Annotated in this window: 16 protein-coding genes; 15 read left to right on the top strand and 1 reads right to left on the bottom strand. The window is 62.0% G+C overall.

Going from position 1 to position 14,334, the window contains the following annotated elements:
* Window positions 1–94: 94 nt before the first annotated feature.
* The 4 genes from AB1495_RS08440 to AB1495_RS08455 all read left to right on the top strand — a co-directional run bounded on the left by AB1495_RS08440 (window position 95) and on the right by AB1495_RS08455 (window position 5,056).
* The gene (locus AB1495_RS08440) at window positions 95–2,290 is read left to right on the top strand and encodes a primosomal protein N' (RefSeq protein WP_139283812.1); all 2,196 of its coding nucleotides are present in this window, start codon (window positions 95–97) and stop codon (window positions 2,288–2,290) included.
* Window positions 2,291–2,433: 143 nt separating this feature from the next.
* On the top strand, window positions 2,434–3,666 hold the full coding sequence (locus AB1495_RS08445; RefSeq protein WP_074635867.1) for an MFS transporter: 1,233 nt from the start codon (window positions 2,434–2,436) through the stop codon (window positions 3,664–3,666).
* Window positions 3,667–3,726: 60 nt separating this feature from the next.
* A complete protein-coding gene (locus AB1495_RS08450; RefSeq protein WP_009826104.1) occupies window positions 3,727–4,599 on the top strand; it encodes a 50S ribosomal protein L11 methyltransferase in 873 nt (290 codons plus the stop codon).
* A 109-nt stretch (window positions 4,600–4,708) separates the two neighbouring features.
* Window positions 4,709–5,056 carry a hypothetical protein gene (locus AB1495_RS08455; RefSeq protein ID WP_037943314.1) on the top strand — a complete coding sequence of 116 codons (348 nt, stop codon included), beginning with the start codon at window positions 4,709–4,711 and terminating at the stop codon, window positions 5,054–5,056.
* Window positions 5,057–5,189: 133 nt separating this feature from the next.
* On the opposite strand, the gene AB1495_RS08460 is transcribed toward AB1495_RS08455, so the two are convergent.
* Window positions 5,190–5,408 carry a DUF1127 domain-containing protein gene (locus AB1495_RS08460; RefSeq protein ID WP_005851636.1) on the bottom strand — a complete coding sequence of 73 codons (219 nt, stop codon included), beginning with the start codon at window positions 5,406–5,408 and terminating at the stop codon, window positions 5,190–5,192.
* A gap of 329 nt (window positions 5,409–5,737) precedes the next feature.
* Between AB1495_RS08460 and ruvC the strand changes: the two genes are divergently transcribed.
* The 11 genes from ruvC (at window position 5,738) to ybgF (ending at window position 14,333) form a co-directional block, all read left to right on the top strand.
* Window positions 5,738–6,244: a crossover junction endodeoxyribonuclease RuvC gene (ruvC, locus tag AB1495_RS08465; RefSeq protein ID WP_009826106.1), complete on the top strand. Its 507-nt coding sequence runs from the start codon at window positions 5,738–5,740 to the stop codon at window positions 6,242–6,244.
* Complete coding sequence (gene ruvA, locus AB1495_RS08470; protein ID WP_037943315.1) at window positions 6,241–6,909, top strand: Holliday junction branch migration protein RuvA; 669 nt, start codon at window positions 6,241–6,243, stop codon at window positions 6,907–6,909. Before ruvC ends, ruvA begins: the two co-directional genes overlap by 4 nt.
* A 49-nt stretch (window positions 6,910–6,958) precedes the next feature.
* The gene (gene ruvB / locus AB1495_RS08475) at window positions 6,959–7,978 is read left to right on the top strand and encodes a Holliday junction branch migration DNA helicase RuvB (protein ID WP_009826108.1); all 1,020 of its coding nucleotides are present in this window, start codon (window positions 6,959–6,961) and stop codon (window positions 7,976–7,978) included.
* Window positions 7,979–8,025: 47 nt separating this feature from the next.
* Entirely contained in the window at window positions 8,026–8,649 is a 624-nt protein-coding gene (locus AB1495_RS08480; protein ID WP_074636271.1) for a hypothetical protein, read from the top strand.
* Window positions 8,646–9,032: a tol-pal system-associated acyl-CoA thioesterase gene (gene ybgC / locus AB1495_RS08485; protein ID WP_074635866.1), complete on the top strand. Its 387-nt coding sequence runs from the start codon at window positions 8,646–8,648 to the stop codon at window positions 9,030–9,032. The genes AB1495_RS08480 and ybgC overlap by 4 nt, the downstream gene beginning before the upstream one ends.
* 132 nt (window positions 9,033–9,164) lie before the next feature.
* Entirely contained in the window at window positions 9,165–9,860 is a 696-nt protein-coding gene (gene tolQ / locus AB1495_RS08490) for a protein TolQ (RefSeq protein ID WP_005851646.1), read from the top strand.
* 3 nt (window positions 9,861–9,863) lie between these two features.
* The gene (gene tolR / locus AB1495_RS08495; protein WP_005851648.1) at window positions 9,864–10,343 is read left to right on the top strand and encodes a protein TolR; all 480 of its coding nucleotides are present in this window, start codon (window positions 9,864–9,866) and stop codon (window positions 10,341–10,343) included.
* Between the two features lie 2 nt (window positions 10,344–10,345).
* Window positions 10,346–11,509, top strand: coding sequence for an energy transducer TonB (locus AB1495_RS08500; RefSeq protein ID WP_074635864.1), 1,164 nt, complete (start codon window positions 10,346–10,348; stop codon window positions 11,507–11,509).
* Window positions 11,506–12,828, top strand: a complete 1,323-nt coding sequence (gene tolB / locus AB1495_RS08505; RefSeq protein WP_005851653.1) for a Tol-Pal system beta propeller repeat protein TolB — start codon at window positions 11,506–11,508, stop codon at window positions 12,826–12,828. The genes AB1495_RS08500 and tolB overlap by 4 nt, the downstream gene beginning before the upstream one ends.
* A 100-nt stretch (window positions 12,829–12,928) precedes the next feature.
* Window positions 12,929–13,453: a peptidoglycan-associated lipoprotein Pal gene (gene pal / locus AB1495_RS08510; RefSeq protein WP_005851654.1), complete on the top strand. Its 525-nt coding sequence runs from the start codon at window positions 12,929–12,931 to the stop codon at window positions 13,451–13,453.
* Between the two features lie 28 nt (window positions 13,454–13,481).
* A complete protein-coding gene (gene ybgF, locus AB1495_RS08515; RefSeq protein WP_074635862.1) occupies window positions 13,482–14,333 on the top strand; it encodes a tol-pal system protein YbgF in 852 nt (283 codons plus the stop codon).
* The last annotated feature ends 1 nt before the right edge of the window (window position 14,334 follow it).

Below are 14,334 nucleotides of genomic sequence, written 5' to 3' on the forward strand. Positions count from 1 at the left end.
GCAGCAGGAATGGCTATGTCTGTCGCCTAGGGCTTTAGCGCATCATCCGCCAAGCTGGAACCCTAATTCCCGTAACCCCGTTCCGGAGCGATTGGTGAAACCGCCAGAATTTTTTCATGCAAATGAGCTGGTGGCCGTGATGACCACCCAGCCGCTGGGCCGTGCGCTGGATTACAAAGCGCCCGAAGGCGGCTGCCATATGGGGGCTTTCGTCGAGGTGCCTTTGGGCCCGCGCAAGGTGATCGGTGTCGTCTGGGGCGCTGGGCAGGGGGATTACGATCTGTCCAAGATACGGTCGGTGATCCGCGTGCTCGATGCGGCCCCCATGCGCGAAGAACTGCGCAGTTTTCTGACCCGTGCCGCCGCATATACGCTGACGCCTATGCCCGCGATGCTGCGGCTGGCGACGCGTGCGCCGGGGTTGGGCGACCCGCCGTCGATGCGCAAGATTTACCGGCGTGGCGAGGGGGAGCCTGACCGGATGACCGACGCGCGCCGTCGCGTGTTGGAAACTCTGGCGGAGTATGGCGACCTTTCGTTCACGCTCAAGGAACTGGCCGAGATGTCGGGGGTGACGGCGTCGGTGATTAAGGGGTTGGTGACCCAGGGCGCAGTGCTGGAACAGGACAGCCCGCGCGATCTGCCGTTCATGCGCATGGACCCGAGCTTGCCCAGCAAAGAGCTGACGGAGGATCAGGCATCGGCGTCGGCGCTGCTGGCGGCGGGGGTGGCCTCGGGCACATATGGCACCACCTTGCTGCGGGGCGTGACCGGATCGGGCAAGACCGAAGTCTATCTGGAGGCCGTGGCCGCTGCGCTGAAATCCGGCAGGCAGGCTTTGGTGCTGCTGCCGGAAATCGCGCTGACCGAACAGTTCTTGCACCGTGTGCAGGCGCGGTTTGGCGCGAAGCCTGCGGAATGGCATTCGGGTGCCACGATGACAGAGCGGCGTCGCATCTGGAAAATGGTCGGGCAGGGACAGGCTCAGGTGGTGATCGGTGCGCGGTCGGCGCTGTTTCTGCCGTTCCAGAACCTTGGTCTGATCGTCGTCGACGAGGAACATGACACCTCGTACAAACAGGAAGAAGGCGTGCTGTATAACGCCCGTGACATGGCGGTGCTGCGGGCGTCGATCTGCGGGGCGCAGGTGGTTCTGGCCTCTGCCACGCCGTCGTTGGAAAGCTGGGCCAACGCCGAGGCGGGCAAATATACGCGGGTCGAGCTGACATCGCGCTTTGGGCCGGCGGTGATGCCGACGATGGGCGCGATCGACATGCGCAGCGAAGGCCTGCCGAGCGATAAATGGGTGTCGCCCACGTTGAAGGTCGAGGTCGACAAGCGGCTGGAACGGGGCGAACAGGCGATGCTGTTCATCAACCGCCGCGGCTATGCGCCGGTGACCCTGTGCCGCGCCTGCGGGCATCAGATCGGCTGCGATCATTGCGATGCGCGGATGGTCGAACACCGCTACCTCAAACGGCTGGTCTGCCACCAATGCGGCGAAAGCAAGCCCATGCCCGAGGTCTGCCCGTCGTGCGAGGTCGAAGGCAAGCTGGCTGCCGTGGGTCCGGGGGTGGAACGTCTGGGCGAAGAAGCCGCCGCCCTTTGGCCCGAGGCGCGGGTCGCGACGCTAAGCTCGGACATGTACGGTTCGGCCCGCGCGCTCAAGGCCGAGATCGCGGGGATCGCTGATGGGGCGGCGGATATCATCATCGGCACGCAGCTGGTTGCGAAGGGGCACAACTTTCCCAACCTCACGCTGGTGGGGGTCATCGACGCGGATCTGGGGCTGATGGGATCGGACCTGCGCGCGGCAGAACGAACCTATCAGCTGATGCGGCAGGTGGCGGGGCGCGCCGGTCGGGCGGAGGCTCCGGGCACCGCGCTGCTGCAGACCTTTCAGCCGGATCACCCCGTGATCCGCGCCATTCTGGCTGGGGATGAGGAGGGGTTCTGGAAAGCCGAAGCCGGAGAGCGCCGCCACGCCGGCGTGCCGCCCTATGGCCGGATGGCGGGCATCATCCTGAGCGGCCCTGATGTGGCCGCGCTGTTTGATGCGGGCAACCAGCTGGCGCGGCAGGATGCGCCGCTGCGGGCTATCGGCGCGCAGGTCTATGGCCCCGCGCCCGCGCCAATCGCACGGGTGCGCGGGCGCCATCGCGTGCGGCTGCTGGTCAAGGCCGAAAAGGCCGCGCCTCTGCAAGAGGCATTGGCGAAATGGGTCGCACAGCTGCGGTTGAAGAATGATGTGCGCATCGCCGTCGATATCGATCCGCAGAGTTTTTATTAGCGGTGCGAAGTGCTTGCCCCTGCGGGGCAAGGGCCTTCGGCGAGGATTTTAGGCCATCTGGAAGCTGCGGTTGCGCGGAGCATACGCGTGAGGCGGGTGATTTGATCTCGTCAAGGGCCGGGAACGGGGGTAAGGAATTGCCCATGACCCAATATGTGACCCTTGAAGATGCCAAGCATCAACCGTTCTGGCGCCGCCCTGTGGCGCTGCTGTTCCTGATGGCGCTGGCGATGCCGATTGCCTTCAACACATGGTCGGCGCTGCTGAATAACTTTGTGATCGAGGTCGCAGGGTTCGACGGATCGGACATCGGGTTGCTGCATACGGTGCGCGAGATACCGGGCTTTCTGGCGGTCGGCGTGATCGCGATTATCCTATTCGTGCGCGAACAGGTATTGGGGTTGGTATCACTGGTGCTGCTGGGGGTGGCGACGGCGCTGACCGCGTGGTTCCCGTCGATGGGCGGTATCCTGACGATCACCATGCTCAGCTCTATCGGGTTTCACTATTACGAGACGGTGAACCAGTCGCTGCAGCTGCAGTGGCTCAAGATCGAGGACGCGCCCCGCATGATCGGCTGGCTGATGGCGGCGGGGTCGTTGGCGACGCTGGTCGCCTATCTGGCGATCATGGCGCTGTGGGATACCTTGTCGCTGTCCTATAACATCGTCTATGTGATTGGCGGCGGGGTGACGGCGGTGATCGCGCTGGTCGCGCTGCTGGCCTATCCGCAGTTCGAGGCCCCGACACCGCAGGTCAAGAAGATGGTGCTGCGCAAGCGGTACTGGCTGTATTATGCGCTGCAATTCATGTCTGGCGCGCGGCGGCAGATTTTTGTCGTTTTTGCGGGCTTCATGATGGTCGAACGCTTTGGCTTTGATGTGCATGAAATCACCCTGCTCTATCTGATCAACCTGATCGCCAATATGATCTTTGCCCCGCTAATGGGCCGTGCAGTCGGCTTCTTTGGCGAACGCCGCACGCTGAGCTTTGAATACATCGGGCTGATCATCGTGTTTCTGGCCTATGGCGGCGTCTATTATCTGGGCTGGGGCGTGGTGGTGGCCGCGACGCTTTATGTGCTGGATCATATGTTCTTTGCGCTGGCGCTCGCGCTCAAGACCTATTTCCAGAAGATCGCCGACCCCGCCGACATTGCGCCGACGGCGGCGGTGGCTTTTACCATCAATCACATCGCGGCGGTGTTCCTGCCTGTGGGGCTGGGGCTGCTGTGGCTGATCTCGCCCGCGGCGGTCTTTTTCCTTGCGGCGGGGATGGCGCTGGTGTCGCTGTTGCTGTCGCTGATGATCCCGCGCCATCCCGTGCCGGGCCACGAGACGATCTTTTCCAATCCGCTGCCGGCCCCGGCCGAGTAGCACCCCCCTGACATAGCCGGATGTCGCGCGGCGATATCGGCGATCCTGACGGAGTTTCCCATGCCAACATTCACAGCTTTGACGACCCTAGAAGGACGCAAGCCCGCCTATGCTTTGGGCGAGGCGATGGAACGGCTGGTGCCGGAACCCACCGGTGTCGGCGTTTTCGAGATGGAAGACGGCTCGGGCCTGTGGGAAGTCGGCGGCTATTTCGAGGAAAGCCCGGATGAGACGGCGCTGGCGGTGTTGGCGGCCTCTATGGGGGCGAAGGAATTTGTCGTTTCAGAGCTGCCGGAAACCGATTGGGTCGCCCATGTGCGCCGCGAGTTGTCGCCGGTCGAAGCGGGGCGGTTCTTTGTCTACGGCAGCCATGACGCCGACAAGGTGCCCGAAGACTGCGAGCCGCTGTTGATCGAGGCGGCGATGGCCTTTGGCACCGGGCACCACGGCACCACATTGGGCTGCTTGCGCGCGTTGGACCGGTTGGCGAACGGCGGCATGGTCGGGCAGAACGTGGCAGATATCGGCTGCGGTACAGCGGTGCTGGCGATGGCGGCGGCGCGCATCTGGCCGAACCCCGTGTTGGCCAGCGACATCGACGAGGTTGCCGTCGACGTGGCCCGCGCCAATGCGGCGGCGAATAATCTGGCCGACCGTTTGATCTGCGTCGAGGCAGCGGGGTTTGACCATCCCGAACTGGCATCGCGCGCGCCCTTCGATCTGGTATTCGCCAACATCCTGAAAGGGCCGCTGGTCGCGCTTGCCCCCGATATGGCCGAGGCGCTGGCCCCCGAGGGCTATGCGATTCTATCTGGCATTTTAAACGAACAGGCGGATGACGTGATCGAGGTTTATGCGCAATCCGGCATCAATCTTGTCAACCGAGAGGTGATTGGTGACTGGACCACATTGACTGTCCAGAAAATGCCATAATCTTTGTCACTTTTCGCCACGAACAAGGTCGAATTGCAGAGAATTTGACGCATTCTTGCTTTATTATGATCTTGCGAGAGGTGGGGGCCTTTAGCGACTAGAGGCTGCCATGGTTGATGCTCGTCAACAATTTGGGACACGCGTAAAGAGTTTAGAGAGTAAGAACGTCAAGCTCGCTCGGGGCTATTACACCACCATCCGCGCCGACGGGCTGGTTGTCGCGCGGCCGGCGCGGCGCGGCCTGCGGGTGCCGACCAAATTACTGGTTGCGTTGGTGGCCCTGTTCGTCTGCTTCAAAGGGTTCGTTCTGGCGGCGATCGGTCCCACGGCCTATGACAGCAGGCTGGACAGTTTGGCGCAGGGCACCGTGATCGAACAGGCGGGGGCTTGGGTTTTGCAGGTCGATCCGGTGACGCAAACGCTTGCCCGTAAGCTGGGGCCGGTCTTTCGCGGATAGGGACGCTGCGGGACGGTGGCTTGCACCGTCATATTTCACTGTCGTAGAATAAATGAAGCCACGCAGATCATTCAGATGTGCGTGGCTTGTGCTTTGGGTTGGCAGCCCCTTGGGCGCTATGAAACATCGACCCTTAGCGGATGAAGTGGTTCATTGCGACGCGTTCGATGTCGCCACGGACCAGACCAATATCGTCGAGTTCACGGTCGGACAGCGCGGACAGGGCGTTGCGTGTGACACGTGCGTCGTTCCATTTGATGATGCTGCCGACAACGTCGCCAAGATGCGCGAAAAAGCGGTTAACAGCTGCGGCGGTGCCGTAGGTGGTTGGGGTATTATAGTAAACAGCCATGGAGCCATCCTTGAATAAAGAAAAGCCGGATAATCCGGCGGTGCGCTGTGCAATTAGGCAGAATGAAAACACTTCACAACACCCACCGGCGCATGTGTGTTCTGCGTTTGCTGCATAGCAGCATTTGGCGGTTTAGCGCCTACTCATAAGGGGTTTGCCGCTATTGGCGCGGGGGTCGTTTTCAGCGTCTTGAGCGTCGCAACCCGCCCCGAAATTCAGCTTCTAAGTTGAATTGTGACTTTTGTGTGGCGCGGTGCAAAAACCTTGGTGGATGTTCGCGTTTCGTGCTACTGCCTTGGAAAAAGAAAATTCTTGAGGATAATGGGCATATGATACGGGTAATCGGCATTGATCCGGGCTTGCGCAATATGGGCTGGGGCGTCATCGACGTGGCGGGCAGCCGCATCACGCATGTGGCGAACGGCATTTGTCAGTCCGAGGGGGCCGATCTTGCCACGCGTCTTTTGTCGCTCCATGCGCAGTTGACGCGCATCATGGTGACCTATCGACCCGATGCCGCGGCGGTAGAACAGACTTTTGTGAACAAGGATGGTGCTGGGACGCTCAAGCTGGGGCAGGCGCGGGGGATCGCGATGCTGGTGCCTGCGCAGGCGGGGCTGGCGGTGGGTGAATATGCACCCAATACGGTCAAGAAAACGGTCGTTGGCGTCGGCCACGCGGATAAGGGGCAGGTGCTTCATATGGTACGCATGCAATTGCCGGGGGCAGAGATTGCCGGCCCCGATGCCGCGGATGCTTTGGCGATCGCGATCTGTCACGCGCATCACGGGGGGGCCTCGACATTGGCGCAGGCCGTCGCAAGGGCAAGCGCATGATTGGCAAGATCACAGGACGTATTGATTATCGCGCGCCGGATCATCTGCTGATCGACGTGCGTGGTGTTGGTTATCTGGTCTATTGCTCTGACCGAACGATGGCCGCGCTGCCCGGCGTGGGCGAGGTGGTGGCGCTTTTCACCGATCTGGTGGTGCGCGAAGACCTGATGCAGCTTTTCGGCTTTCAGACATTGGCGGAAAAGGAATGGCACCGGCTGCTGACCTCTGTTCAGGGGGTGGGGGCCAAGGCCTCGCTGGCCATTCTGGGCGCGCTTGGGCCAGATGGTGTCAGCCGCGCCATCGCGCTTGGGGACTGGAACGCGGTCAAAGTGGCCAAGGGCGTCGGCCCCAAGATCGCGCAGCGCGTGGTGCTGGACCTCAAGGATAAGGCTCCGGGGGTGATGGCGATGACCGGTTCGCTGGCCGAGGCGCATGGCGAGGTCGAGGCAGCAGCAGAGGTGATCGAAACCGCTGCCCCCAAACGCCGCCCCGTGGCCCCGCCGAACCAGTCCGCGCAGGCAGAGGCGCTGTCGGCGCTTGGCAACCTTGGCTATGGTCCGGGCGATGCGGCAGGGGCCGTGGCGCAAGCCGCCGGAGAGATGCCAGAGGCCGACACCCCGCAGCTGATCCGCGCGGCGTTGAAACTGCTTGCCCCCAAAGGATAGGATGCGCATAGCCGCGTGGCCGTCCGTATGAACCTTGCTTGGATATTTGATGATCGACAGTGACCCAACTTTGCGGCCGGACCCGCAGCCCGGTGATATAGACCGCGCCCTGCGCCCGCAGATGCTGGATGAATTCGTCGGTCAGGCCGAAGCGCGGGCCAACCTCAAGGTGTTCATCCAATCCGCCAAGCAGCGGGGCGAGGCGATGGACCACACGCTGTTCCACGGCCCGCCCGGATTGGGGAAGACCACGCTGGCGCAGATCATGGCGCGCGAGCTGGGGGTCGGGTTCCGCATGACCTCTGGCCCTGTGCTGGCAAAGGCGGGCGATCTGGCGGCGATCCTGACCAACCTCGAAGCCCGCGATGTGTTGTTCATCGATGAAATCCACCGCCTGAACCCAGCCGTGGAAGAGGTGCTGTATCCCGCGTTGGAAGACTTTGAACTCGACCTCGTGATCGGCGAAGGGCCCGCCGCGCGCACCGTGCGCATCGAGCTGCAGCCCTTCACGTTGGTGGGCGCGACAACGCGGATGGGGCTGTTGACCACGCCGCTGCGCGACCGTTTCGGCATCCCGACGCGCTTGCAATTCTATACCGAGGATGAGTTGTTCATCATCGTCGATCGCAATGCCCGCAAGCTGGGGGCCCCCGCCGATGAGGGGGGCGCACGCGAGATCGCCAAGCGCGCCCGCGGCACCCCGCGTATCGCGGGCCGTCTGCTGCGGCGCGTTGTGGATTTCGCCGTGGTTGAAGGCGACGGCCGCGTGACCCGCGCGCTGGCGGATATGGCGCTGACCCGTCTTGGCGTCGACAAGCTGGGACTGGACGGGGCCGACCGCCGCTATCTGCGTCTGATCGCCGAGAATTATCAGGGCGGCCCGGTCGGGATCGAAACCATGTCGGCGGCGCTGTCTGAATCCCGTGACGCGCTGGAAGAGGTGATCGAGCCCTACCTGCTGCAACAAGGGCTGATCCAGCGCACGCCGCGGGGACGGATGCTGGCGCAGAAAGCCTGGACGCATCTGGGGATGGCTCCGCCCAAACCCCAAAGCGATTTGTTTGGCTGAGGGCGGGGAAGCCTTCGGCGAGGATTTAAGACCATTTGGAAATTGAGATGACACCACAAGAGATCGAAGCGCTGTTTACCCGAAGCGACGACAGCTATGCCTTTGCCCGTTGGGGCCGTCCGTTGGCACCTGTGGTCTTTGGCGTGGATGATGCGACGCTGACCGTGGTCAAAAGCGCGATCGAGGCGGTCTGTCAGTTGGCGGGGCACAGCATGTCAGAGACCGACCCCGAGCTTGGCAGCAATCTGATGATGTTCTTTTTCAAGGATTGGGCAGAGCTGTTGGAGGTGCCCGATCTGGACCGTCTGGTGCCTGATCTTGCCCCGTTGGTGGAAAAGCTGGATGCGGCGGGGGCCAATCAGTATCGTCTGTTCCGCTTTGACGAGACAGGCGCCATCAAGGCATGTTTCGTCTTTCTGCGCATGGACCAGCAGCTGAGCGCGATGCCCGCGCAAGCCCTGGCACTGGGGCAGATCGTGCAGTCTTTCTTGCTGTGGTCTGATACTGCGTTCCGCGAGGTGTCGCCACTAGCACTGCACGAGGGGGCGACGATCCTGAAGCCGGAGGTGGCGGCACTGTTGCGTGCGGCCTATGACCCCGTGATGCCCGTGGCAGCGCAGGACCCGTCTCATGCACTGCGTTTGTTCGCGCGGGTGGGGGCGGCGCAATGACCCACCATCTGCCGATCCGCGTTTACTATGAAGACACCGATATGGCGGGGATCGTCTATTACGCGAATTACCTGCGCTATATCGAACGGGCGCGCAGTGATTGGGTGCGCGAGATGGGAATTGACCAGTTGGCCATGAAGGCCGAAGGCGTGGTCTTTGCCGTGCGGCGGGTAGAGGCGGATTACATCCAGCCTGCGGTATTCGATGATATGCTTGATGTAGAGACATGGGCCACGTCGATCACGCCGGCCCGCATGGTGATGCAGCAAGAGGTCAAGCGCGGCGATACGATCTTGTTTCGGGCGGTGGTTACGATTGTTTGTATCGCGGCGTCAGGCAAACCCTGCCGATTGCCAGCGAAACTTCGCTCAATCCCCGTCTAGCAGGCGGATTGGCCCCATAATCCTAGCAATAGATATTGCACTCGGCTAAGCTTGTGCCAAATAGCGCCTTGGAAAACAGGGCCGTTGAGGCAGATGAAGCCCCTTTTGGGCGCAACAAAAAGAGCAGAACCGATGGAAGCAGAAACGCTGGCGGCGGCAAGCGAGATTGATTTCTCGCTCTTGGGTCTATTTCTCCGCGCAACGATTACCGTAAAACTCGTGATGATCATGCTGATCGTCGCGTCCTTCTGGTCGTGGTCGATCATCATTCAAAAGATGATCCAGTACCGCCACGCCAAAGCCGAGGCAGAGCGGTTTGACCAAGCATTCTGGTCGGGCGAACCGTTGGACGGGTTGTATGACACGATCGGGCCGGATCCGGATGGGGCCGCAGAAAAGATTTTCGCCGCCGGTATGACGGAATGGCGCCGGTCGCACCGCGAGGATGGCGGGCTGATCCCCGGTGCCACCGCGCGGATCGACCGCAGCATGGATGTGGCGATTGCCAAAGAGGCAGAGCGTCTGCAAAAGGGCTTGCCCGTGCTGGCGACCACCGGGTCCACCGCGCCATTTATCGGTCTGTTCGGGACCGTGTTCGGGATCATGAACTCTTTCATCGAGATCGCGGCCCAGCAAAATACCAGCCTTGTCGTCGTCGCCCCCGGTATTGCCGAGGCGCTTTTGGCCACAGGTATTGGCCTTTTGGCGGCTATTCCCGCGGTTATCTTCTATAACAAGCTGAGCGCGGATTCTGATCGTATTTTGGGCGGCTACGAAGCCTTTGCTGATGAATTCGCCACCATCCTTAGCCGTCAGCTGGATAGCTGAGCCATGGCAGGTGGGGTGATGAAAAAGCAGGGCGGGGGTGGCCGTGGCCGCCGTCGCGGCCGTGCGCAGCCGATGGCAGAGATCAACATCACGCCGTTCGTTGACGTGATGCTGGTGCTCTTGATCATCTTTATGGTCGCAGCACCTTTGCTGACCGTTGGCGTGCCGGTCGAGCTGCCTAAAACAGCGGCCACCGCCCTGCCGTCCGAGCAGGAGGAGCCGTTGACCGTGACCGTTCTGGCGGACGGGTCCGTGCAGATCCAGAAGACAGAGACCGGGCGTGATGATCTGGTTGCCAAGCTGCGTGCCATTTCGGCGGAGCGTGCGAGCGACCGTGTGTTCCTGCGTGCGGATGGGGCTGTGCCCTATGCCTCTATTATGGAAGTCATGGGGGCGCTGAACGCAGGTGGCTTTAGCAACATTGGTCTGGTGACTGAAACCGGCGGGCCGAAGTTGGACGGCACAGGCGCGTCAGGCGGGTAACCATGCACAAGGGGCATTACATCTCTGGCGCGGGTCACTTGGGGCTCATCGGCTGGCTATTGCTGGGGAATATCTTTACCTCGCACAGCGACCCTGTGGAGATGCAGGAGGTGTCGGTCATCTCTGCCGCGCAATATGACGAGATGGTCGCCGCAGCGCAATCCGCGCAGGCGGAGGCCGCAGCGCAGCCCGAGCCTGCCCTTGAACCGGAACCTGCGCCCGAACCAGAACCGACCCCTGAGCCCGAGCCCGAGCCCGCCCCGGAGCCGGAGCCTGTGCCAGAGCCTGAACCCATCGCACCGCCCCCCTCGGAGGACGTGAGCGATCAGGCCCCCGAGCTGCCCGAGCCGCCTGCCGATGTCGCCGTTCTGACGCCAGAGGAAGCACCCGTCGCCGTGCCGCGCCCTGTAGAGCGTGTGGCCCCCGAACCTGTAGAGGCTCCGGATCCCGAGGCGCGCACCGATGATGTGCTGCGCGAGGCCGCGACACCGGATGCGCCGGCAGACAAGGTCGTGGAAGAGGCACAGGAAGCCACCGCCCCCGAAGAGGCGACGACGCAGATTGTGACCGAAGCAACGGAAGCGCCCAAAGCGTCGCCGACCCAATCCGCACGTCCTCCGGCCCGCCGCCCCACACCTCCTGCGCCGCAGGTGGCAGAGGCACCCGTGGAGACGCCGAAACCCGAAACGCCGAAACCCGCCACACCGAAGCCGGAAACACCCAAGCCAGAGGCCCCCAAGCCGACGCCCGAACCGGCAACGGATAAGGACGCCGTGGCAGCTGCGCTCGCCGAAGCCATGGGAGAGACCGACGCGCCTGCAACGCCGGCGGCACCCTCTGGCCCGCCATTGTCGGCTGGCGAGAAAGAATCGCTGCGCGTGGCGGTATCGTCGTGCTGGAACGTGGGGTCCCTTTCCTCCGAGGCATTGCGCACTACTGTAGTGGTGAGTGTCGCAATGAACCAAGATGGCACGCCACAGACCAATTCGATCAAGATGACCAGCAGTTCGGGCGGATCACAGGGGGCTGCCAATCAGGCGTTCGAGGCCGCACGGCGGGCAATTATCCGCTGCGGCGCGCGCGGGTATCAGCTTCCTGTAGAAAAATTCGGTCAATGGCAGAATATTGAGATGACCTTTAATCCTGAAAGGATGCGCATCAAATGATTGTACGAATTCTGAGCCTCTGTCTCGCGCTTATCGGCGGTGTTGCCTCGGTCGCGCAGGCGCAGGATGGACCATTGCGGATCGAGATTACCGAAGGTGTGATTGAACCCTTGCCCTTTGCCGTGCCCAGCTTTCAGCCCGAAAGCGGGGACGCGGGGCAGATGGCCGTTGATCTGGCGCGGGTCGTGTCCGAAGATCTTGTCGGTTCTGGTCTGTTCCGCGAAGTACCGGCAAGCGCCTATATCTCGACCGTAAGCGATTTTAACGCGCCGATCCAATATGCTGACTGGAAGGCGATCAACGCGCAGGCGCTGATCACTGGTGCCGTCAGTGTCTCGGGCAATACGTTGAATGTGAAGTTCCGTCTGTATGACGTATTTTCGGGCGCTGAACTGGGGTCGGGCTTGCAGTTTTCGGGCACGGTCGATGGCTGGCGTCGCATGGCGCATAAGGTGGCGGATGCCGTCTATTCGCGTATCACGGGCGAAGGGGGCTACTTCGACAGCCGCGTCGTCTATGTCTCTGAGACGGGGCCCAAGGATGACCGCGCGAAACGGCTGGCTGTGATGGATTATGATGGGGCTAATGTGCGCTATCTGACCGACAGCTCGTCCATCGTGCTGGCACCGCGGTTCTCGCCCTCGGGGGATCGTATTCTCTACACCAGCTACGAAAGCGGCTTCCCGCGGATCTATGTGCTTGACATCGGGTCGGTGCAGCGTCGTGTGCTGGAAAGCGCTGAAGGCACCATGAGCTTTGCGCCGCGGTTCTCTCCGTCCGGCAATACGGTTGTGTATTCGCTGACCCAAGGCGGGAACACGGATATCTACACAATGGATATCAACACCGGCCAGTCGACACGGCTGACCAACACACCTGCGATCGAAACCGCGCCCAGCTATTCGCCGGACGGCAGCCGGATCGTTTTCGAAAGCGACCGTTCGGGATCGCAGCAGCTGTATATCATGCCAGCAACGGGCGGCGAGGCGACGCGGATCTCGTTTGGCGAAGGGCGCTATGGCACGCCGGTCTGGTCGCCGCGGGGCGATCTGGTGGCCTTTACCAAGCAGAACAAGGGCCGGTTCCACATCGGCGTGATGCGGCTGGACGGGTCGGAAGAACGTCTGCTGACCGCGTCGTTCCTGGATGAAGGCCCCACATGGGCCCCCAACGGCCGCGTCATCATGTTTGCGCGGGAAACCCAAGGGGCAGGCGGGGCGTCGTCGCTTTATTCGGTCGATATCTCGGGCCGGAACCTCAAGCCTGTGCGCACCCAAGAGGGCGGATCGGATCCGTCTTGGTCGCCGCTTCAGAAGTAAACAACAGCCATAGTGCCTTGGTGTTTCCCAATACCAAGGCACTATGGTAACACCGTCACAACAGACACATTAAAATGCTATCGTCAAAAAGGCACAGTCCATGAACCGCATTCTCACCGCAACTCTATTGATCGCAGCCCTGGCCGTATCGGCCTGTACCAACCCTGACCGCTTTGGCGCGGATGGCATGAATAACGGTGCCGCGAATGGCGCAGGCCTGAACGGGGGCATTATCCCCGGCAGCGCGAACGACCCGGCTTCTACGGCATATTTCCAGCAAGCCGTTGGGGATCGCGTGCTGTTCCTGGTCGACCAATCCAACCTGACCCCCGAAGGCCAAGCGACGCTGGACGGTCAGGCAGCCTGGTTGAACACCAACACCGATTACCAAGCCGTGATCGAAGGCCACGCGGACGAGCAGGGCACACGGGAATACAACCTTGCGCTTGGCGCACGCCGTGCCAATGCAGCGCGCGAATATTTGATCTCGCGCGGGATCGCCGCCAGCCGTCTTCGCGTTGTAAGCTATGGTAAGGAACGCCCGATCGAAGTCTGTTCGAGCGAGGCATGCTATGCCAAGAACCGTCGGGCCGTGACCGTACTTGCGGGCGGTCTGACCAGCTAAGTCGTCTACGTTAGGTTAGGATTTTAATATGCGGTTTGCTTTGATTGTAGCGCTTGGACTGGCCTTTGGGCCGGTCACAGCGCAGGCGCAGGATGCGCAGACTTTGGCGGATGTGCGTCAGGAACTGACGGTACTGAATGTCGAGGTGCAAAAGCTGCGCCGGGAACTGTCCACCACCGGCGGCGCGAGCGTTGCCGTGACCGGTGGATCGGTGCTTGAGCGCGTCAATGCAATGGAAAGCGAACTGCAGCGCCTGACCTCTAAAACCGAAGAGCTGGAAAACCGGATCAACCGCGTGGTCACCGACGGGACCAACCGGATCGGTGATCTGGAATTCCGGCTCGTGGAGCTTGAAGGCGGCGATGTGGGCAGCCTCGGCCAGACCTCTACCCTTGGCGGGGGCGAGATGCCCGCGACCATGGCGCCCGCCACGCCCGTGCCCGCACCAGCGGACCCGTTGGCCAATACTTCTACCCCCACCAATACCGCAGAGCTTGCAGTGGGTGAAAAAACAGACTTCGAGCGGGCGAAGGCGGCGCTCGCTGACGGTGACTTTCGCAGCGCCGCAGACCAGTTTGCGACCTTCAATCAGACCTATCCGGGCGGACCGCTAGGCCCCGAAGCCGATCTGCGGCGCGGCGATGCGCTGGACGGTCTGGGGGATACCCGCGAAGCGGCACGCGCCTATCTGGCAAGCTTTAGCGCCGATCCCGCGGGGCCTGTCGCGGCAGAAGCACTGTACCAGCTTGGCAGTTCTTTGGGGGCCTTGGGCCAAACCCAAGAAGCCTGCGTGACCTTGGGCGAAGTCGCATCGCGCTTCCCCACAAGCCCCTTCGTCGCGCAAGCCCAATCCGAACGCAGCGTGCTTGCCTGCCAGTGAT

The organism is Sulfitobacter pontiacus, assembly GCF_040790665.1.
Taxonomy (GTDB): domain Bacteria; phylum Pseudomonadota; class Alphaproteobacteria; order Rhodobacterales; family Rhodobacteraceae; genus Sulfitobacter; species Sulfitobacter pontiacus.

What these genes read in the sequence shown, in the direction of transcription:
- AB1495_RS08445 (WP_074635867.1), top strand. Translation starts at nt 2,434, where the DNA reads ATGACCCAATATGTGACCCTTGAAGATGCCAAGCATCAACCGTTCTGG.
- AB1495_RS08450 (WP_009826104.1), top strand. Translation starts at nt 3,727, where the DNA reads ATGCCAACATTCACAGCTTTGACGACCCTAGAAGGACGCAAGCCCGCC.
- AB1495_RS08455 (WP_037943314.1), top strand. Translation starts at nt 4,709, where the DNA reads ATGGTTGATGCTCGTCAACAATTTGGGACACGCGTAAAGAGTTTAGAG.
- AB1495_RS08460 (WP_005851636.1), bottom strand. Translation starts at nt 5,408, where the DNA reads ATGGCTGTTTACTATAATACCCCAACCACCTACGGCACCGCCGCAGCT.
- ruvC (WP_009826106.1), top strand. Translation starts at nt 5,738, where the DNA reads ATGATACGGGTAATCGGCATTGATCCGGGCTTGCGCAATATGGGCTGG.
- ruvA (WP_037943315.1), top strand. Translation starts at nt 6,241, where the DNA reads ATGATTGGCAAGATCACAGGACGTATTGATTATCGCGCGCCGGATCAT.
- ruvB (WP_009826108.1), top strand. Translation starts at nt 6,959, where the DNA reads ATGATCGACAGTGACCCAACTTTGCGGCCGGACCCGCAGCCCGGTGAT.
- AB1495_RS08480 (WP_074636271.1), top strand. Translation starts at nt 8,026, where the DNA reads ATGACACCACAAGAGATCGAAGCGCTGTTTACCCGAAGCGACGACAGC.
- ybgC (WP_074635866.1), top strand. Translation starts at nt 8,646, where the DNA reads ATGACCCACCATCTGCCGATCCGCGTTTACTATGAAGACACCGATATG.
- tolQ (WP_005851646.1), top strand. Translation starts at nt 9,165, where the DNA reads ATGGAAGCAGAAACGCTGGCGGCGGCAAGCGAGATTGATTTCTCGCTC.
- tolR (WP_005851648.1), top strand. Translation starts at nt 9,864, where the DNA reads ATGGCAGGTGGGGTGATGAAAAAGCAGGGCGGGGGTGGCCGTGGCCGC.
- AB1495_RS08500 (WP_074635864.1), top strand. Translation starts at nt 10,346, where the DNA reads ATGCACAAGGGGCATTACATCTCTGGCGCGGGTCACTTGGGGCTCATC.
- tolB (WP_005851653.1), top strand. Translation starts at nt 11,506, where the DNA reads ATGATTGTACGAATTCTGAGCCTCTGTCTCGCGCTTATCGGCGGTGTT.
- pal (WP_005851654.1), top strand. Translation starts at nt 12,929, where the DNA reads ATGAACCGCATTCTCACCGCAACTCTATTGATCGCAGCCCTGGCCGTA.
- ybgF (WP_074635862.1), top strand. Translation starts at nt 13,482, where the DNA reads ATGCGGTTTGCTTTGATTGTAGCGCTTGGACTGGCCTTTGGGCCGGTC.